21 protein-coding genes are annotated in these 17,918 nt (G+C 51.1%); 5 read left to right on the top strand and 16 right to left on the bottom strand.

Annotated features, from left to right (window positions below; genetic code table 11):
• The first annotated feature begins 165 nt into the window (after positions 1–165).
• The 3 genes from ACXAD0_RS08515 to ACXAD0_RS08505 are packed head-to-tail and all read left to right on the top strand — an operon-like array spanning position 166 to position 2,529.
• A complete protein-coding gene (locus ACXAD0_RS08515; protein ID WP_475087945.1) occupies positions 166–1,437 on the top strand; it encodes a sensor histidine kinase in 1,272 nt (423 codons plus the stop codon).
• On the top strand, positions 1,437–2,111 hold the full coding sequence (locus ACXAD0_RS08510) for a response regulator (RefSeq protein WP_475087944.1): 675 nt from the start codon (positions 1,437–1,439) through the stop codon (positions 2,109–2,111). Before ACXAD0_RS08515 ends, ACXAD0_RS08510 begins: the two co-directional genes overlap by 1 nt.
• Positions 2,098–2,529: a hypothetical protein gene (locus tag ACXAD0_RS08505; RefSeq protein ID WP_475087943.1), complete on the top strand. Its 432-nt coding sequence runs from the start codon at positions 2,098–2,100 to the stop codon at positions 2,527–2,529. The genes ACXAD0_RS08510 and ACXAD0_RS08505 overlap by 14 nt, the downstream gene beginning before the upstream one ends.
• 905 nt (positions 2,530–3,434) lie before the next feature.
• On the opposite strand, the gene ACXAD0_RS08500 is transcribed toward ACXAD0_RS08505, so the two are convergent.
• From ACXAD0_RS08500 to ACXAD0_RS08425, 16 genes are all read right to left on the bottom strand, one after another.
• Positions 3,435–3,779, bottom strand: coding sequence for a VOC family protein (locus ACXAD0_RS08500; RefSeq protein ID WP_475087942.1), 345 nt, complete (start codon positions 3,777–3,779; stop codon positions 3,435–3,437).
• A gap of 329 nt (positions 3,780–4,108) precedes the next feature.
• Entirely contained in the window at positions 4,109–4,615 is a 507-nt protein-coding gene (locus ACXAD0_RS08495) for a hypothetical protein (RefSeq protein WP_475087941.1), read from the bottom strand.
• A 197-nt stretch (positions 4,616–4,812) separates the two neighbouring features.
• Positions 4,813–5,535 carry an immunity protein Imm33 domain-containing protein gene (locus ACXAD0_RS08490; RefSeq protein WP_475087940.1) on the bottom strand — a complete coding sequence of 241 codons (723 nt, stop codon included), beginning with the start codon at positions 5,533–5,535 and terminating at the stop codon, positions 4,813–4,815.
• Positions 5,536–5,633: 98 nt separating this feature from the next.
• Positions 5,634–6,020: a hypothetical protein gene (locus ACXAD0_RS08485; RefSeq protein ID WP_475087939.1), complete on the bottom strand. Its 387-nt coding sequence runs from the start codon at positions 6,018–6,020 to the stop codon at positions 5,634–5,636.
• On the bottom strand, positions 6,017–6,259 hold the full coding sequence (locus ACXAD0_RS08480) for a transposase (RefSeq protein ID WP_475087938.1): 243 nt from the start codon (positions 6,257–6,259) through the stop codon (positions 6,017–6,019). The genes ACXAD0_RS08485 and ACXAD0_RS08480 overlap by 4 nt, the downstream gene beginning before the upstream one ends.
• 157 nt (positions 6,260–6,416) lie before the next feature.
• Positions 6,417–6,878, bottom strand: a complete 462-nt coding sequence (locus ACXAD0_RS08475) for a hypothetical protein (RefSeq protein ID WP_475087937.1) — start codon at positions 6,876–6,878, stop codon at positions 6,417–6,419.
• Between the two features lie 84 nt (positions 6,879–6,962).
• A complete protein-coding gene (locus ACXAD0_RS08470; protein ID WP_475087936.1) occupies positions 6,963–7,817 on the bottom strand; it encodes a hypothetical protein in 855 nt (284 codons plus the stop codon).
• A gap of 26 nt (positions 7,818–7,843) precedes the next feature.
• Entirely contained in the window at positions 7,844–8,686 is an 843-nt protein-coding gene (locus ACXAD0_RS08465; RefSeq protein ID WP_475090346.1) for an IS3 family transposase, read from the bottom strand.
• Positions 8,687–8,697: 11 nt separating this feature from the next.
• The gene (locus ACXAD0_RS08460; RefSeq protein WP_475087012.1) at positions 8,698–9,066 is read right to left on the bottom strand and encodes a transposase; all 369 of its coding nucleotides are present in this window, start codon (positions 9,064–9,066) and stop codon (positions 8,698–8,700) included.
• Between the two features lie 172 nt (positions 9,067–9,238).
• On the bottom strand, positions 9,239–9,727 hold the full coding sequence (locus tag ACXAD0_RS08455) for a hypothetical protein (RefSeq protein ID WP_475087935.1): 489 nt from the start codon (positions 9,725–9,727) through the stop codon (positions 9,239–9,241).
• A 103-nt stretch (positions 9,728–9,830) separates the two neighbouring features.
• The gene (locus ACXAD0_RS08450; RefSeq protein WP_475087934.1) at positions 9,831–10,370 is read right to left on the bottom strand and encodes a hypothetical protein; all 540 of its coding nucleotides are present in this window, start codon (positions 10,368–10,370) and stop codon (positions 9,831–9,833) included.
• Positions 10,371–10,483: 113 nt separating this feature from the next.
• Complete coding sequence (locus ACXAD0_RS08445; RefSeq protein WP_475087933.1) at positions 10,484–10,810, bottom strand: hypothetical protein; 327 nt, start codon at positions 10,808–10,810, stop codon at positions 10,484–10,486.
• Between the two features lie 156 nt (positions 10,811–10,966).
• Positions 10,967–11,410: a hypothetical protein gene (locus ACXAD0_RS08440; RefSeq protein ID WP_475087932.1), complete on the bottom strand. Its 444-nt coding sequence runs from the start codon at positions 11,408–11,410 to the stop codon at positions 10,967–10,969.
• A gap of 133 nt (positions 11,411–11,543) precedes the next feature.
• Positions 11,544–11,906 (bottom strand): hypothetical protein, encoded by a 363-nt coding sequence (locus ACXAD0_RS08435; protein ID WP_475087931.1) that lies wholly within the window; start codon positions 11,904–11,906, stop codon positions 11,544–11,546.
• 629 nt (positions 11,907–12,535) lie between these two features.
• Positions 12,536–14,044 carry a fumarate hydratase gene (locus ACXAD0_RS08430; protein WP_475087930.1) on the bottom strand — a complete coding sequence of 503 codons (1,509 nt, stop codon included), beginning with the start codon at positions 14,042–14,044 and terminating at the stop codon, positions 12,536–12,538.
• Between the two features lie 191 nt (positions 14,045–14,235).
• The gene (locus ACXAD0_RS08425; protein WP_475087929.1) at positions 14,236–14,979 is read right to left on the bottom strand and encodes a hypothetical protein; all 744 of its coding nucleotides are present in this window, start codon (positions 14,977–14,979) and stop codon (positions 14,236–14,238) included.
• Between the two features lie 273 nt (positions 14,980–15,252).
• Between ACXAD0_RS08425 and ACXAD0_RS08420 the strand changes: the two genes are divergently transcribed.
• Together ACXAD0_RS08420 and ACXAD0_RS08415 are read left to right on the top strand one after the other, a co-directional pair.
• Positions 15,253–15,834 (top strand): superoxide dismutase, encoded by a 582-nt coding sequence (locus tag ACXAD0_RS08420; RefSeq protein ID WP_475087928.1) that lies wholly within the window; start codon positions 15,253–15,255, stop codon positions 15,832–15,834.
• Positions 15,835–15,925: 91 nt separating this feature from the next.
• The gene (locus ACXAD0_RS08415; protein ID WP_475087927.1) at positions 15,926–17,821 is read left to right on the top strand and encodes a DUF885 domain-containing protein; all 1,896 of its coding nucleotides are present in this window, start codon (positions 15,926–15,928) and stop codon (positions 17,819–17,821) included.
• Positions 17,822–17,918: the final 97 nt, after the last annotated feature.

Raw genomic sequence — 17,918 nt, 5'->3', positions numbered from 1 at the left:
CGCGCTTGGGCTGAATGAATCTGCCGGGCATGTTCCGCTTTTGTAGGTTCCTGCACATCCGTCACAGGCAGGAATCTGCTCTCCCCCAAAAGGTGGAGATGCCCCCGCCCCCGCCTCCCCCGCAGGTGCCATGACAGTCGGACGTGCCTGGTTTAGCATGCAGGAATGAAATCGCCGTCCCCCAAGACATCCGCATCGCATTCACCCAGTACCAGTCCCGGACTACCCACACTCCCGGTATGGCAACCGTTCCGTGGGCCTTTTGAACGCTGGCCGCACCTGACCGACCTGCTCATCGCCCTGCTCATGTTATTGCTGACGCTGCTAATGTGGTCGCGCACCGGCGTCCGCGAGGTGCTCGCCTTACAGAGCCTGTGGGATGTGATTGCTTTCCAGTGTGCGTTTGTCGGCTGCTTTGCCCTGTTGTGGCGCCGGACGCACCCCTGGCAGGTGCATGCCGTTGTTCTCGCGGCAACAGTACTGCTGGAGCTGGGCTTGCCAGCCGATGGCATCGTCGCGATGGCCGTTTCGCTGTATAGCCTTGGCCGTTATGAAGCCAATACCCGGGCCAGTTTTATTGGGGTGATCGCCACGCTCATTTTTGTGGCAGTTGATCAGGGGCTTCTGGTCCAGCCTACGGCTTCCGGCACGGTGACGGTGATGCTGGTATGGGCCTTGTGGTATATCGGCCGCCGATTGCGTTTTCGCGGCGAATACCTGCGCTTGCTGGAAGAACGAGCGGAATACCTTGAGCGCGAGCGCAACGCCGAATCCGAACGTGCCGTGGCGGCCGAGCGCACCCGTATCGCACGCGAGATGCATGATGTGGTCGCGCATCAGGTGAGCCTGATGACCGTACAGGCCGGTGCCGCCAGGGCCATCAGCCGCAATAATCCGGAAGCTGCCAGCGAAGCCATGGCGTCCGTGGAAGCTGCTGGCCGCCAGGCCATGACAGAGATGCGCCAATTACTGGGTGTACTTCGCCCGGCCAGCGAAAAGACTGCGCTTACCCCGCAACCAGATCTCACAGACTTTCCCACCCTGATCGAAAAAGTCAGGGAAGTATTGAGCGAAGTCGACTACGAAATTCACGGTGTGCTGGAGGATGTGCCCAACGGCGTCGCCCTGGCCGCCTATCGTATCGTGCAGGAATCCCTCACTAACGTGATCAAGCATGTCGGCGCTGCCGCGCGGGTGCAAGTGCGTGTGCGCATAGACAACGACAGTGTCATGATTCTTGTTCGCGATGACGGCAACAGCTCGGGTGAGCGACCGACAGTGGAAACACCCTCTCAAGGGCAACCGGGCGGTGGACATGGAATTACCGGTATGCGCGAGCGCGCGGAACTACTCGGTGGCAAGTTAAACGCCGGGGCGGATGATCGCGGTGGTTTTGAAGTTTCTGCGCAATTACCCACAGGAATGAGAAGAACATAATGTTGCGAGTGATGGTAGTGGATGACCAGGCGCTGGTACGCCGCGGCTTTGCCCTGGTACTGGATAACGAGCCCGATATCGAGGTCGTCGCCGAGGCGGGTAACGGCCTCGAGGCAATCGAGGCCGTCAGTACGCACAAACCGGATATCATCCTGATGGATATCCGCATGCCGGAGATGGATGGACTGGAAGCAACCGCACGTATTCTGGAAGCCAGCGATGCAACTTGCCGTGTGATTATCCTGACCACCTTCGATCCCGATGAATACGTATTTCGCGCACTGCGCGCAGGCGCCAGCGGCTTCGTCCTCAAGGACATTCCGCCCGAATCACTGGTAGAGGCAGTTCGCACCGTCGCGGAAGGCGGTGCGATGCTCGCACCCGGTATCACCCAGCGCCTGATCAGCCAATTTGCGCAGAAGATGGGGACCGGACGTAACCTGGCCGAACGTCTGGAGCGCCTGACTGCCCGGGAGCGCGAAGTCCTTGAGGCCATCGCCGCGGGCAAAAGCAATGCCGAAATTGCCGAGGCCCTGTTTATAGGCCCGGCAACCGTCAAAACCCACGTTTCCAGCTTGCTCTCCAAACTCGGACTGCGTGACCGCGCCCAGGCCGTGGTATTTGCCTATGAATGTGGGCTAGCTACCGCAGGAGAGCGTGATGTCGGCTTCTAGTTTTAATACAGCTAAGCAACCCAATGCGCTATACCGTCTCGCCGCCGTCGGCGCAGTCATTCTGGCAATATTCCTTTTCCTTGGGGCCCGCGGCCACTTTGTGGCTGTCTGGCCGCAGGTAACTGATGAAGGTACGGCCATACTACGACGAGCGCTTCTGGTCCTACCCGGCGCGATGCTCGCAGCCACCGCCGCACTGAATCTCTTCCTCTGCAAGCCCCTCTGGCGAGCGCGGAGCGACGCACTCACGTTGACACTTGCGGGAAACCTGGCTGCTATGGCCTATCTCATCTACCTGATGATTAGCGGTGTGCCAAACCATCCGATTGGCGTGTTCCTCGCGCTAGAGATGTCCTTTGTTATTTTGCTGCTGGGCTTAAGAGCCGGCTTGGTCTGGCCCGCCATCAAGCCGTCGTAGGCTGATACTGAACTGAGAGCCGATACGCGAGATATACGAGATCCCGCAAAAAAGAGGGCTCGATAGAGAAAATTACACTTTGGTTGATTCAATGCGGCATCTGACAAAGGCTATGCGTACGCTAGCTCCGCATGCTCAACGGGCACTCAATCTCGCTCAACTCAAACCATGAGACAGCATTTGCGCGCTGAGGGATGGTCACAACCCAAATGACGGCCGGGTTAATTCGACTTCTAAGGCAAACCCTTTCATTCGGTTCTAAAAAGACAATCAAGCTCGAAGACCGGCTACCATTGGCTTTCATCTGAAAATCATAGGTGCCAGCTGTCAGCTTGCGGTTATATATTGTTTATTATCCAGCGTCCCGAGACTTTTATCATCGAGCCCAAGCATCATTCCGTTCGCACCAGCAGGAAAAGCCCAGAGCCGGTAGATCAAGAGTTCTCCGTGCGGCCCCTGTTTATCCGCAAGCACCATTGACCGCTACCGATCAACAGCCTGTTACAATCATTTATTTTACTGTTAGTGAAAATATGATCACATAACATAATAACAGCTGACCAAGCCATGCATGCCATGCCTGAAAATATCGAAGCATCAGGCCAGCGGCCAAAAACGATACCCCGAATACAATACCGTAGAGGGCGACCAGCCCTTCGAAAGTGCCGCAGCTATCGCCGCCTACAAAGCATCCATAGCTATTTATATGAGAAATCACGGATAGACATAGTAGAAAGTAGCCGAGTATTAACTGCAATGTTGCGAGAGTTTTCTTCATTGGATTAACTTCGATGAACAGTACCCGTTATCGTAACGATCGGCATTAAGCTTCAAAAAAATAGAGCCGCACTGGAAAGATTCCGAATAACACAGCAAACGGACTGGGCCCACCATGCATCACAACCTCAAAGTTGCCACAACCCATGGTCCACTTCGCCATTGATATAGATGGCGAATTTCCCCCTACCAGGGATATCCATCGGAGGCACCGCAACCTCTGCCCCTTGAGCCTTCACAAGATCTACGGCTTTCTCGATATCATCAACCAGCCAATAGGGCCGAACGACCGGCTTTTCTGAATCTCGTAGCGGTCCCCGAACCCCAACAATACTCCCATCCGCTAATTTGCAGGTTCTTGCTCCACCGAGCAACGCATCCGGTTCACCAAACCTGACGCCATGAGCGGCCTGGTAGGCCTCACACACTGCACTAACGTCCTGTGAAACAATTTCCAAATAGTGTACTTTCATGCGTTCCTCTCCTTCATTGAAGATCCAATTCGGGCAGCAAATAGCGCTAACCCCTCACGCCGCCTGTAAAAATAGTCGGGAAAACACCCAAGCAACATACTTAAAAAGGCAAACCACCGGCAAAGAGACGAAGAACCAACGCAAAGCGAGAGACCTTATTAGAACAGCTTTTAGCAACGTTCAGAAAATTCTGGATCACTCGCTTCAACCGGACGGATCCAGCGGCCAGCATTCCGAACAGCATTAAAACACTGGGTTTCTTCATCTTGCACCAAAGCCCAGATAGTGTGAATCACAACTAACGCACTAGCCTTGTGTCAACTACGAGCCTACCCAAATGTAATGGAAAAATTGACTGAGTGTATTTTCCAGCCACTCTCTGTCTTAACCAGGTGCCAACTCTCGTCGCCCCAGTTCATCCTCTTATCACCAAAGTAAAACTCGTAGTCAAAGTAGATGATAGCCACATCTTTATCGTGCAATATTTTTACATTCTCGAACCTTTCCTGATACTGACCATTTCCATATGAAACCCACTGTATAAATTCCTTCGGGGTACTGTGGAATGTTTTCTTAACATCCTCTACTTCTTTTCCATTCTCTCTGTCCAGATCGACCTTGCTTTGCAAAAAACCGATGCTCTCGTCTGAGTACACACCGACCCAAGACACGCCCTCCTCCAAAAAGAGCCCCAAGAATTTTTCTTCATCCCTCTCAATGATCGCATCGCCAAAATCCTGGACGATCAACTCCAACGCCTGCCTATCTGGATCTACTTCCGCAGAAGCCTGTATTGAATAGAAAAGTATTGAAACGAAAAAGATACAGCCCTTCATATGTTTAATCATTTTGGAACTTGTCGAATGGCCACTTTCACCAACGGAGCGATGACAGGCCTGCACGCTTAATTTTTACATAGCACACCACTCAGGAAGACCAAGTAGCAGCTCAAGTTCGGCCACTAAAAATCACTTAACGAGCCCAAGAACGCAGCGCAACGTTGGTGGGTGCACTACAAGACACTCTTATAAACCTACTCCAGTGTTGCGAGATAGGAGCCATCCTTTACAGTAAGTCGGCTTGCTCCCACCCGCCCTTGATCGAAAACACCGTTTGAAATCCGCATCAACGTACCCTCCGGCAAAGCGAGATACTTAATCAGGTCTGGACGATTTTGTGCCAGCTCATATATGGAGACACCAATGTAATTAGAATCTTCTCCTTTACCGGCAGCAGGAAAAAGCCACCACCCGGTTACCCGACCCTGCCCTTTTACTCGCCTTAGCACGAGTTTATCCAGCGTCTTATAATCCTTATGCACAAACATCGCACTAACGATTAAGGGAAAGCTCATTGCCAGGCTTTCATTAAAGCTTTCTACAACAAATTTCTGCTGGCGAAGATAGTGCATACTCTTACTCAGCCCGGGAGTATACTTGATAGGCCATGAAGTCATATCTGGCTCGAGTAATTGAATCCTCCCGTCATCCATTTTGGAGAATTTATTTAGCATGGGACCAAGCTGTAAAGTTTGGCCATCTTTATAGACCGTCCCAGTCGACACCGCCTCTTCGAAGCTTGCCAAGATGACCTGAATATCATCTTCAACGTCAAATTGATCATCAAATTTTATTACAATCTCTGGATGATCGTAATTATGAAGAACAGAGGTTTGAAGCTCCCTCATCTCAGCCACTGTATTTCCCGATATAATAGCAATACACACAGTTACTGTGAGCCTGACGAATTTTTTCATATCTCTCTCAATCATTTTCTAGTACACAACTCACACCGCACGGGAGAGCCAATCTTACGCCGGACACCGAAGATCGTGCATTTAACCATCTCGTAACACTAGGTTTCTTGTGGAACCACCAGGTCATCGTAAAACATTTCGGTTAACAGCCTGGCTGCCTCGAAAAAATTCTTAGCTCCGTCTCCGCATTCCTTGTAAAGACCACCCGATGCACCTAATTTACCTCTCTTCTGCTGGAAGATAATGATCTCTCGACCAACCAATTTTTGTGCATAAATATTTACCTGGGACAGCATACCGATATAGGTATTCTTCTCGTCACCGGATATAAACTTGCAGTTCTCATTCACGTAGTATCCGCCTGCAAGCTGCTCGAATCTTTGGATTAGTAAGTTTTCGATATCTTTCTTTGGAAAATTCTGAGCCCCAACTGCTGAACTAAAGATGGAAATCGAAAGCAATGCCGAATTGACAATATTCTTCATATTTGACACTTAATAAATTTACTCATAAACCATATTTTTATAATTAGGTTCTGCTCAAAGAATCTATAGGACCGAAGCCCATTCAACCCCCTCTGCCACCGATATAGTATCACCGGATTTATGCCGAGGGATTCTGCCACATCCTTTGACCCAACGTCAGGATGACTAGCCAACTTAACGGCCTGCAGCTCATAAGCCAATGTGTAACGGTCGTAGTTAGGCTTTTTTGCTTGTCCCATTCTGAGCTTCTTTCATGAACAGTAAATACTGCCCATAAAAGTGGTTACAGATCAGCAACCTACCTTGTGCGCGTTTTGCGCGATAATGGGAGCGCAGCGACCCGCGTGAAACGTGCACAAGGTAGGCTGTCCCGCGGAGGGCCGGAAGCCCGGAGCTTTACTGCCTGGCTTTGTTAACACCTATGATCCTGCGGGCATCTGCGACCCTTGATTGATCTACTGGACTAATGTACTCGCAACTATAAACTTGCAATTTATTCTTGTACTTACCGGCTACTACCAAATATGTAATTCCGGGCTCAAATTGATACTTACAAGCACAAATGTCATCACTTTTAGTAACTAGCTCACCAGAAACGTTGCCTTTTATAGCTTCTTCAACCTCGAATTCTGCTTCCACTGTGAGAACTCGGGGCTCTGCACCCTCTTGTTCGTAGATCGTTTTTTGAACGTTCTTCGCCTTTCCTACGAAGATAAACTGGGCCCTTTCAATAGCAAACTCAAACGCATCTTTACCGACGCTGTTAGCTACCAACTCATTTTGAGATTGAGTCCAGCATTTTGTGGCCAATGCTGGAGAGCAGAAAATTATTAGCCCTAAAATTACGATGTATTTCATGTGTTAACGCCCGGTTCACGCGCCGATCTGGAGCCGCGAAGCGGTGGAAGATTGGTCGCTGTGCAGCCGATTGTTAGAAATTTTTTATGCACTAAGCAAAGATTTCACGTCTTGATCCAACTTCTTTTGAAGATCACTCACTACTGGTGACAGATCATCGTCTTCAGGAATTTTATAGTCATATTGATAGCTATTGGACTTACCCTCGACGCCCGCCGGCAAAATATAAACGTTAAGCTTACCATCTCTCACGTCTACTAAAAATTTTGCAGCTTCAGCCGAATAATTACTTGTTATATGATTTTTTATTGACTCCTCTATGAATTTTTCAGCTGTGACCAATATGTTACTTCTATTGATATTTCCTTCGGACGCTCTTGGATTTCTTTTTACTGAGAAATTTCTAGGATTTTTATTACTGACACTCTTTTCTTCTAAGTCCCTAATTATCTCTTTCAGACGCTCGACATTTGAACTTTGCTTTTCAAGCTCTTCCTCAAGCTCTATCGTTCGCTTTAAAGCCTCCTTTCTTATAGCTCGAGCCTCCTCCTTAGTTAACGGTGTCTCATCGTCAATTCTCTGCTGTATCTCCTTAAGCTCTTTTTGCCTATTTTTAGCGTATTCGTAAACGTACTTCGCTGGCATTGGATAAATAAAGATCAAAGCTAAAGCAGTTATTAGTGGGTATACCAAACCACTAAGCAGCACAGACATTAATGATGGGAACGCAACTGAATCTATTAACTCAAACTTATCTTCTAGCGGTACGGCCGTAACGAGAATGAGAACAAATTTATAATTCCATGCCAACCACGCGAGGCTAAATGTGGCAAGTAATGGGCTACTCACTCTTTCATGAAGCTGAGCCCTGATAGTTTTTGTTAATTCATCAATCAAAATCACCTTCCTAAGAATTTCTAACGCTCTAATAACCGGCATGATCTGCTACCACTTTCGTGGACACTTTATGCCGCCAGTTTTTCATACTCTGAGGGCGATTGATAGCCGAGACTGGAGTGGAGCCGCTCTCGGTTATAGAACTCTATGTATTCGATGATATGAGCCACTGCATCGATTTCGTTCTGAAACATCCGCTGATGGACAAGTTCTGTCTTCATACTGTGGAAGAACGATTCAACGATGGCATTATCCAGCGGATTGCCCTTTCGGCTCATACTCCTTGTCATCCCTGCCGACTCAACAAGCTCTCGATACTCATGTGCGGCATATTCAATTCCCTGGTCAGAATGGAATATACAGCCAGCCTTTGGTTTCTGGCGCGCCAAGGCCATCTTTAGGGCACTCTTCGTCAGCTCGCTATTACGCTTCCTACTGAAGGACCAGCCAATCACCGATCTCGTAAACAAGTCGATCACAACGGCATGATATAGCCAGCCAGTTCCGGTCTTTATATAAGTAAAGTCTCCGGCCCACTGGCGACCGACGGAATCCGCGGGATCAGCTACTCCAAGTTGATTGCCTGTCGCCGAGTAAAATTCATGCTTGCCTGGGTTCCAGGTGTAGAGCCCTCTGCTAGAGGCCTTGATACCTGCGCATTTCATCAGCCGCGATACGCGCCTAACACTACACGGTAGGCCGTTACGCTTCAGCTGCTGATGTACTCTGCGCGCACCGTAAGCCTTCCGGAACCCCTGATGCAGCTCTACAATGGCGTCAGTAAGGCGCCGATCGTGCTTACGTCGCTCACTCTCTTCGCGACTGCGCCAGGCATAGAAGCCGCTCTTCGATACGCCTAATAGGTTACAGAGCTTTCTTACATCCCGCCCTTTGCGGTTCTTCTCAACCAGCTCGAAGAGCTTTACTTTTTCCGCTGGAAGAACCGCTCGGCCTTTTTTAGCAAATCGATCTCATCATTGCGATTTGCCAGTTCGCGCTCCAACTTCTTAATTTTCTTCTCTGCAGCAGCCAGCTTCTCTTCTGCTTCTTTTACTGGATCAGCTCTATCGGGACGACGTTTCGGTGACGGCTTGCTCGGCTTCATGTGCTTATTTTCCTTCAGATCTCCCCTGCGATGCTCCATCTGCCACCGATATAGCATCACCGGATGTATGCCGAGGGATTCTGCCACATCCTTTGACCTAACGTCAGGATGATTGGCCAACTTAACGGCCTGTAGCTTATAAGCCAATGTGTAACGGTCGTAGTTACGCTTTTTCGTTTGTCCCATTCTGGACCTCTTTCATGAACAGTAAATACCGTCCACAAAAGTGGTTACAGATCAGCGACCAATACTGTGCACCTTTTGTGCGAAACTGGGAGCGCAGCGACCCGCACAAAAGGTGCACAGCGTTGGGCGTCCCGCGGAGGCCCGAAGGGCCGGAGCAAACTGCCTGCGTTTGTTAACTGTTTGTGGCACCGAGCTTCTCAGTTACTTCGTCAATTTGCTTGGTAAGTACGTCTTTAGTTTCGGAGAAGAAAATAGCCTTTTGTGCCATTGTCATAATGACTAAAAAGGAAACAAAGTAGCGAGTGCAAAGACCGACCACCCCATAAAGACCACCCTTGGCTATTGCTTCCGGAATTTCCCAGAAACCAGATGCAATTTCCATAAAATACGGCAATAGAAGCAGCAGCCATAGAAACACGATTTGCTCGAAAACCTTGGGAAGTAGCCATTTCAAAAGTTCTCGTAAATCACTTTTTGACTCATACCAAGTCAAACTCGATTCGAGCTGCCGAAGTCTTGTGTTGAGTATTCTTACACCAGTAGCGCCAGCCTTAACTTTAAATTGTGTAAACCCAGATATGAGCCACCGACGAATCAATGGTGTAGCCAGATTTACGATCAAGGCAATTAAAATCGAAATAAGAATGTCTGATGCGGTCATAATCTTACTGAACAGTTAACGCCCAGCACAGCCGCCGGCTAAAGTGGCACGTAATTGCGCAGCAATTTGAGTGACACTTTGGACGGTCGGTTGCTGCTGCTTGTTAAGTGGCGACTGGCTGTTCATTGAAAAAGTACACCAAATTCTCGACCACATTAGCTTTACCATAATATGGGTTATTTTCTGCATGGTCTAACGTTCTTCCTGTACGTTGTGCGATTTCTTCGACTATGTCCATTTCAAAGTCATCATCATCTATCAGAAGATCTTTGAATACATCATCTGTTGGCTTTATTGGGAAATCGCTGCTGTCTGAACTGATATAGTTTTGGAGCTGCTCATAGACAGCACGAATTACCCACGTATCAATCGATTTACAGTCAAAATGACGAGAAAAAGTACAAATTGAATCTTTACTACGATCTTCTTGTAGTTTTGAAAAGTGGGATTTTCTATCTTTGGAGTTTTTTAATTCGAGAGCAACTAATACTGGCACAATCGCGAGAATTACAGGGACTTTGTAGATAAACCAGGATAGCATCAAAATAAAAGCAAAAGTAATCAGCCAACCTGAAATACCAGTTGGTTTCTCGACATACTTTGGCATAAATCTCGAAGGTTTGCGCATACTCTCTAAAGCCACTTAACGCCGCAATCAGCCGCATTTAAAGCGGAGCGGCTTTTGTGTATAAAATGTGAGCGAAGCGAACATACACAAAAGGTGCATAGCTTTGAATGTCGCGCTGCATTGCCTTGTTAACCTTTGGCGACCAGGGAGTAACTTGCTATCTGAAGTTTATTATCTTTCTTCTCAACAGTGAACAACAGAAATACAGTGTTCTGATTCTCACAATAAACCTCTACAGTTACAAATTTCTTATTTTCTGTCTTCGAATACGATTGAATAGAGCACTTACCGCCATCTTCAACGTAACCAAAAATATCCTCAAAGGCCTTAGAATCATTTGGGGAAAACGGCCAAAGTTCACCTGAAATTGTCTTACTAACTAGCTCCTCAGCCTTCCATCGAAAATTATAATCTACGAAAAATAATTCAGTGAAAACCAGTGCCATAATTGACATTGCACACCCCAAGGGTTAACGCCGCCAGCAGGGGCAGCTTACCTTGTGCGCGATTTGCGCGAAAATGGGAGCGCAGCGACCCGCGCAAAACGTGCACAAGGTAAGCTGTCCCGCGGAGGGCCGGAGGCCCGGAGCATACTGCCTGGCATTGTTAACTTACCTTGCAAAGGACCAGCCTTTTTGCTGAAGACAAGCTTTACGCTCTTTGTCCTTTGCGACAACGGTTTTTAGATTTTTCTTGAAGTCTGGCGCCGTAAATTTTGAGTCAATATCCTTCTTAGTAAGCATCATTGTTACTACTTCTAATTTATTATCTAGAGAAAATTGAAGGAGTGAGTACGGGTCTGAAACTTTACGGTCTCCAAAATACAATTTTACACCCTGAAATGAAGCACCCAAACAAGCCTCATGATCACTTCTCAGCGGACCTTCCAGATTGGAATGTTTTTCTCCATCACGCTTGAAAGACCCGAGGACTACATCTCGATTAATTTCTTGATTATCAAAGTACTCGTCATATTCCGACTGATATTTATCATTTGCCATAGCTCCAGTCGCTGCGAATCCAAGAGCCACTGAAATCAATATATTCTTATTCATTCTCGATTACCTCTATATAAGTTAACGCCCAGCGCAGGCGCAGCCAGCGCGGAGCAGCTTTTGTGTTAATGTTTGAGCGCCAGCGAGTAACACAAAAGATGCGTAGCGTTGGCTGTCGCTCTGCCGCTGTTTGTTAGGGCGATTCTCGAAGTACCCTGCTAACCGCAGCCACTTTTCCTGAGGCCATTTCAAGATCAACTGCGACGATTGGATGAAGAAGCAAACCCCCGCTTTCATTATTGTTACGACACCTCAAATAAACTCGACAATACTGGTTTAGCTTAAAAAAACCAAAAATGTTTAACGTACTTTTAGGGTTAACACAGGCCTTTATTTCCGAAAGTTCAGTCGTATGAGGTAATTCATTTAGAGCTACCCATACATTCTCACTCTCAGCCCAATCAGGCTTGCACGGCACTTTGGTAAACTCAAAATTTACCGGTTCCTCTGCGTTTACAAATGAGGACATAGCTAGCGCCAAAATAGTCGATTTCATGGCCATTGCCCTAACAGTTTATTAAAGAGCCAGTGGCTCATTATCCATTTGGCTACTATTTCTGGAAGACCCCATCCGAAGCTCAGATAAAAGCCAATATTTACAATACGTTATAGCTTTCTGATCATATCGTAACCAGTGATAGTGAGCCAATGGCTCAAGTCGCCTGATTTTACATGCGGCTCTTGAACACAATTCGTCTTTAATAAAATCAATAAGTTAGAGAAGATTCTCGGTGGATGTGAGCCATGGCTCATTAATTCGGGCTTCGGGCGCGCGCGTTGCTCGCAGGGCACGGCACATTTACAGCAAAGGAGACCTTTGCTAGAGGGCATTTGTGAGCGACTCCGCGGGCATTCAAACAAATTGATCCTGCGTGCTCCCCGCGATAAACGCGCGGCTCGCTTCGCTCATCGGACTGCGCAGCGGAGAATTACCGGAACTGCGCATGAACGTGATTGATTTCCACAAACAGGAATTTGCGGTTAGATGCGGCGTAGACATTAAGGATTTGACGACGCTTTTGCCACAAGGCTCGAACAACCCCATACGGCACACGGTCCAGGCAGATTTCCGGCAAAAAAAAGCCCCGCAAAAGCGGGGCTTTTTGGATAGGCCGAAAGGCTGGCTTACACACGCCCTTCTTCGATCTTTTCTTTCCAGATCAGCGGGCCGGTCTGGTGCACGGAGTCACCCAGACTGTCGACGGCCACGGTTACCGGCATATCTTCCACTTCAAACTCGTAGATGGCTTCCATACCCAATTCCGGGAAGGCGATGACCTTTGCATCTTTAATGGCCTGGGCCACCAGGTAGGCCGCACCGCCTACAGCCATCAGGTAAACCGCTCTATTATCGCGGATCGCCTCAATAGCGACCGGGCCGCGTTCGGCCTTACCGATCATGCCGAGCAGGCCGGTTTCTTCCAGCATGGTGCGGGTGAACTTATCCATGCGGGTAGCCGTCGTCGGGCCGGCCGGGCCAACCACTTCGTCACGCACCGGGTCTACCGGGCCTACGTAGTAAATAAAGCGGCCGGTCAGGTCTACCGGTAGTTTTTCGCCGCTGGCCAGAATGTCGACCATTTTCTTGTGGGCGGCATCACGGCCGGTGAGCATCTTGCCGTTCAGGAGCAGGGTCTCGCCGGGCTGCCAGCTCTGCACATCTTCCGCAGTGACGGTGTCCAGGTTGACGCGACGGGTGTTGCTGCCCGCTTCGCGGGTGATTTCTGGCCAGTCTTCCAGCTTCGGCGGGGTCTGGCGCGCAGCACCGGAACCATCGAGGGTGAAGTGGGTGTGACGGGTCGCCGCGCAGTTGGGAATAATCGCGATGGCCTTGTTGGCGGCGTGGGTCGGGTAGTCTTTGACCTTCACGTCCAGCACGGTGGTCAAGCCACCCAGACCCTGGGCACCAATACCCAGCTTGTTAACCTTGTCGTACAGTTCCAGGCGCAGCTCTTCGGCACGGTTGCTCGCACCGCGCTCCTGCAGTTCCTGAATATCAATCGGGTCCAGCAGGGATTCCTTGGCGAGCAGCATGGCTTTTTCTGCGGTACCGCCAATGCCAATTCCCAGCATGCCGGGCGGACACCAGCCAGCACCCATCTGCGGCACCATTTTCAGTACCCAGTCCACCACGGAATCGGATGGGTTGAGCATGGCAAACTTGCTCTTGGCTTCACTACCACCACCTTTGGCGGCCACGTAGACGTCAACGGTATCGCCGGGGACGATTTCGTAGTGAATAACCGCTGGGGTGTTATCACCGGTGTTCTTCCGCGCACCGTCCGGATCCGCCAGGATGGAGGCACGCAGGACGTTATCCGGGTTCATGTAAGCCCGACGCACGCCTTCGTTGACCATATCGCTGACACTCATGTCGGCGTCCCACTGCACGTTCATGCCGACTTTCAGTTTCACGGTGACGATACCGGTGTCCTGGCAGATTGGGCGGTGGCCCTGGGCACACATGCGGGAGTTAATCAGGATCTGCGCCATGGCGTCCTTGGCCGCCGGGTTGGCCTCTTTCTCGTAGGCCGTATTCAGGGCCTGGATAAAGTCCTGGGGATGGTAGTAGGAGATGAACTGCAGCGCATCGGCAACGCTATCGATCAGGTCGTCCTGGCGGATAGTGGTCATGACAGACTCCGTTATTCCACTGAGAGGGTGGGGTTATACGGCGGGCGATTTTACACGAAAACCGGCGTAGGAGTGGTAACCGGCAGTCAGACTGCTGCCAAAGTCGTACAGACGGCGGGTCGCACCAAGTTTGGGCAACAAAAAAGGCGAGCCAATGGCTCGCCTTGTCAGGTTCCGGGTCCGGGGACGGCTTACATGGAGGAAGCCGTGGTGGAGCCGCTCTGCAGGGTGCGAATGGCTTCGCGCAACTGCACCAGATCCTTGTTCACCGAGCGACGGTAAGCATCGATGGACTCGACGGCTTCTTCATTGGCGCCCACGCGTGCAGTCAGGTCACTGCGGATAGAGGCCAGCTGACGCTCCATACGGGCCAGCTTGTCCGTCACTTCACGTTTGTCGGTGGTAGAAGACTGCTTGAGCGCTGCCAGTTCGCTTTCCACGGCAGCGATCTTTTTCACGGTCGCGGCAAAGCCGTCTATCTTCTTGCTCAGGGAGGCCACGTCTCTCCGCACGGCGTCGGAAGCCTGCTTGTTGGCGGTGATACCCTTGCGATTCACATTACGGGTATCCCACAGCTTGCGAATCTCCGCGGAGTTTTCTTTGGCCTTGGCGTTCAGGACCTCAACCGATGCGGAAGATTCCTCATCAGACAGCTCGAAGCGCTTTTCCAGCTCGGCAATACGACGATCGGCATCCACCAGCTGGGAACGGGTCTCCTGCCACTGGTTGTACAGGAAGCCAGCCGCCGCCAGTCCGGCGATCGCCAGGATAGTGGCTACGGCGCCCAGTACGGCACCACCGCCGCCACCGCGGCGTTCGGGCTCAGGAGCGGGTGGCGCAGCACGGCGCTGCTGCTGGGTACGGCCAATGGGGCGGTTGGCTGCGGTTGGCTCGATGGCGGCGCTGCCATCCAGGGTCGGCTCTCGGCGTTGCATGGTCGACTTATACCCTACTGTTTGGGCCTGTTCCGAACACGTGGTCACTAATAGTCACTGACTGGTCACGGAACTGGCTGTGGAATTCAGCGGCATTTATACCAAAAATTGACGAAAAAGTAATCACGTGAACCATAAGACTAGCCCAGCCCCTTGTGTTAGCAGAATATGCCCCCATACGCTGTATTCATCCGCTGGCCGGCTTATATTTGCCGTTCAGCGCGGTTAGAATCCCCCTCATCTAACAACAGAGACATATAGAAGGAAGATCCAATGGCCCACGTTCTGCCCGAACTCCCTTACGCAATGGACGCCCTGGAACCGCATATTTCCAAGGAAACCCTCGAATTCCACTACGGCAAGCACCACAAGACCTACGTGGACAAGCTGAACGGCCTGCTGGATGGCACCCCGGATGCCGACAAGTCCCTGGAAGACGTGATCAAGTCTTCTTCCGGTGGCGTGTTCAACAATGCCGCCCAGATCTGGAACCACACCTTCTACTGGAACGGCCTGGCCCCGAACGCAGGCGGCGCTGCCACTGGCGCGGTTGCTGACGCGATCAATGCCGCTTTCGGTTCCTTCGACAAGTTCAAGGAAGAGTTCACTGCCAGCGCGGTAAACAACTTCGGCTCCGGCTGGACCTGGCTGGTGAAGAAGGCCGACGGTTCCGTTGCCATCGTCAACACCTCCAACGCGGAAACCCCGCTGACCGACAGCAGCGTTACCCCACTGCTGACGTGCGACGTTTGGGAGCACGCCTACTACATCGACTACCGCAATGCGCGTCCGAAGTACATGGAAGCGTACTGGGCACTGGTTAACTGGGACTTCGTGAACCAGAACTTTGCCTGATTGCACGACACTGTCGAAAGAGCGGGTCTAGTACCCGCTTTTTTGTGTCTAGGATTCTCGAAACACCCTTGTCACTTTCTGGATACTTACAATGAAGCTGAAGATCACCCTGTTGGCCGCTGCCATAAGCACGCTGGCCGTAACCGGCTGTGACCGGGCACAAAAGCAAGCTGCCCCGGAAGCCGAAGTCGAGACCGCCACGGTTACTGAAACCGATAGCTATACCTCCGAGAACGGCGAGAAAAAAGAAGGCGGCAACGAGGCGCTGAGCGCCGAGGTTAATGCCCTGTTCGAAACCCAGTTCAATGAGCACGTGGCACGTAGCCCACAGTTCAAAACGTTCCTGGGTATGAAGGAAGACTATGACAAGTGGGATAACATCTCGCCGGAATTTGAAGCGGAAACCCTGGAGCTGAACAAGCGCCAGCTGGCCGACCTGAAAAAATATGATCCGGCTTCCCTCGACGATGCCACACGCCTGAGCCTGCGTTTGGCCACCCGCAATCTCGAGGAAGACATCGAAAACTACAAGTGGCGCCTGCACACCTACCCGGTGAACCAGATGTACGCCACCCACACCGGTGTTGCTTCCCTACTGATCAACCAGCACCGCATCAGTGACACTTCCGATGCCGAGGCTTACATTGCCCGTCTGAACGCCCTACCCGCACACTTCGGTCAGCTGGTCGAAAACCTGAAAGCGCGCGCTGGTGCCGGCGTCATCACTCCCAAGTTTGTATTCCCCTACGTGATCAGCGATGCGCAAAACCTGATTACCGGTGCTCCGTTTGATGACGGCGATGACAGCACCCTGTTTGCTGATTTCAAAGGCAAAGTCGACAAGCTGGAAATCAGCGACGAGGAAAAGCAGGCACTGGTCGACAAGGCCCAGACCGCCATGCTCGAGAGCGTAAAACCCGCTTATGAGTCCCTCATCACTTATCTGGGTGAGCTGGAAAAACTGGCTACCACCGATGACGGCGCCTGGAAACTGCCAGACGGTGACGCGTTCTATCAGGCCCGCCTGAACAACTACACCACTACCGACATGACCGCAGAAGAAATCCATGAAGTGGGTCTGCAGGAAGTAAAGCGCATTCAGGACGAAATGCGCGAGATCATGAAGAAGGTCGGTTTCGAGGGTTCCCTGCAGGAATTCTTCGAGTTTATGCGTACCGATGACCAGTTCTACTACCCCAACACCGATGAGGGTAAGCAGCGCTACCTGACCGAAGCCACCGCCCTGATCGATACCATGAAGGGTCGACTGGACGAGCTGTTTATCACCAAACCCAAGGCAGACCTGGTGGTAAAAGCCGTAGAACCTTTCCGCGAGAAATCTGCAGGCAAGGCGTTCTACCAGCGCCCGGCACCGGACGGTTCACGCCCGGGCATCTACTACGCCAACCTGTATAACACCAAGGACATGCCCACCTACCAGATGGAAGCACTCGCTTACCACGAGGGCCTGCCGGGGCATCACATGCAGCTTTCCATCATGCAGGAGCTGGACAATGTGCCCAAGTTCCGCAAGTTTGGTGGCTACACCGCCTACACCGAAGGCTGGGGTCTCTACTCCGAGCTGGTACCGAAAGAAATCGGCCTGTATCAGGACCCCTACTCCGACTTCGGCCGTCTGGCCATGGAACTGTGGCGTGCTGCGCGCCTGGTGGTAGACACCGGCCTGCACAGCAAGAAGTGGACCCGTGAGCAGGCAATTGATTACCTCGGTGAAAACACCCCGAACCCGGAAGGTGACCAGGTGAAAGCCATCGAACGTTACATCGTCATGCCGGGCCAGGCGACTGCCTACAAGATCGGTATGCTGAAGATCCTCGAGCTGCGTGAAAACGCCAAGCAGGCGCTGGGTGACAAGTTCGACATCCGTGAATTCCACGATGTGATCCTCGCCAACGGCGCTGTGCCGCTGGATGTTCTCGAGGAGCTGGTGGACGAATGGGTTGCCGAGACCAAGGCCACGAACTGATTGTTGGCGAATAGCAAAAGGGCCGCTCCATGAGCGGCCCTTTTTGTTTGTGCAGTGTTCATCGACACCAGGGGCGCCGATTGTGGTTACACACTAT

The sequence above is a fragment of the Microbulbifer sp. ABF4_148 genome (genome assembly GCF_056158985.1).
This window is presented reverse-complemented; position numbering and strand designations above follow the sequence as displayed.

Excerpts from the sequence above, each read along its gene's own strand:
- ACXAD0_RS08495 (WP_475087941.1), bottom strand. The coding sequence starts at position 4,615 with ATGAAGGGCTGTATCTTTTTCGTTTCAATACTTTTCTATTCAATACAG.
- ACXAD0_RS08500 (WP_475087942.1), bottom strand. The coding sequence starts at position 3,779 with ATGAAAGTACACTATTTGGAAATTGTTTCACAGGACGTTAGTGCAGTG.
- ACXAD0_RS08415 (WP_475087927.1), top strand. The coding sequence starts at position 15,926 with ATGAAGCTGAAGATCACCCTGTTGGCCGCTGCCATAAGCACGCTGGCC.
- ACXAD0_RS08435 (WP_475087931.1), bottom strand. The coding sequence starts at position 11,906 with ATGAAATCGACTATTTTGGCGCTAGCTATGTCCTCATTTGTAAACGCA.
- ACXAD0_RS08455 (WP_475087935.1), bottom strand. The coding sequence starts at position 9,727 with ATGACCGCATCAGACATTCTTATTTCGATTTTAATTGCCTTGATCGTA.
- ACXAD0_RS08480 (WP_475087938.1), bottom strand. The coding sequence starts at position 6,259 with ATGGGACAAGCAAAAAAGCCTAACTACGACCGTTACACATTGGCTTAT.
- ACXAD0_RS08460 (WP_475087012.1), bottom strand. The coding sequence starts at position 9,066 with ATGGGACAAACGAAAAAGCGTAACTACGACCGTTACACATTGGCTTAT.
- ACXAD0_RS08490 (WP_475087940.1), bottom strand. The coding sequence starts at position 5,535 with ATGAAAAAATTCGTCAGGCTCACAGTAACTGTGTGTATTGCTATTATA.
- ACXAD0_RS08425 (WP_475087929.1), bottom strand. The coding sequence starts at position 14,979 with ATGCAACGCCGAGAGCCGACCCTGGATGGCAGCGCCGCCATCGAGCCA.
- ACXAD0_RS08515 (WP_475087945.1), top strand. The coding sequence starts at position 166 with ATGAAATCGCCGTCCCCCAAGACATCCGCATCGCATTCACCCAGTACC.
- ACXAD0_RS08505 (WP_475087943.1), top strand. The coding sequence starts at position 2,098 with ATGTCGGCTTCTAGTTTTAATACAGCTAAGCAACCCAATGCGCTATAC.
- ACXAD0_RS08445 (WP_475087933.1), bottom strand. The coding sequence starts at position 10,810 with ATGTCAATTATGGCACTGGTTTTCACTGAATTATTTTTCGTAGATTAT.
- ACXAD0_RS08510 (WP_475087944.1), top strand. The coding sequence starts at position 1,437 with ATGTTGCGAGTGATGGTAGTGGATGACCAGGCGCTGGTACGCCGCGGC.
- ACXAD0_RS08485 (WP_475087939.1), bottom strand. The coding sequence starts at position 6,020 with ATGAAGAATATTGTCAATTCGGCATTGCTTTCGATTTCCATCTTTAGT.
- ACXAD0_RS08430 (WP_475087930.1), bottom strand. The coding sequence starts at position 14,044 with ATGACCACTATCCGCCAGGACGACCTGATCGATAGCGTTGCCGATGCG.
- ACXAD0_RS08440 (WP_475087932.1), bottom strand. The coding sequence starts at position 11,410 with ATGAATAAGAATATATTGATTTCAGTGGCTCTTGGATTCGCAGCGACT.
- ACXAD0_RS08470 (WP_475087936.1), bottom strand. The coding sequence starts at position 7,817 with ATGCCGGTTATTAGAGCGTTAGAAATTCTTAGGAAGGTGATTTTGATT.
- ACXAD0_RS08475 (WP_475087937.1), bottom strand. The coding sequence starts at position 6,878 with ATGAAATACATCGTAATTTTAGGGCTAATAATTTTCTGCTCTCCAGCA.
- ACXAD0_RS08420 (WP_475087928.1), top strand. The coding sequence starts at position 15,253 with ATGGCCCACGTTCTGCCCGAACTCCCTTACGCAATGGACGCCCTGGAA.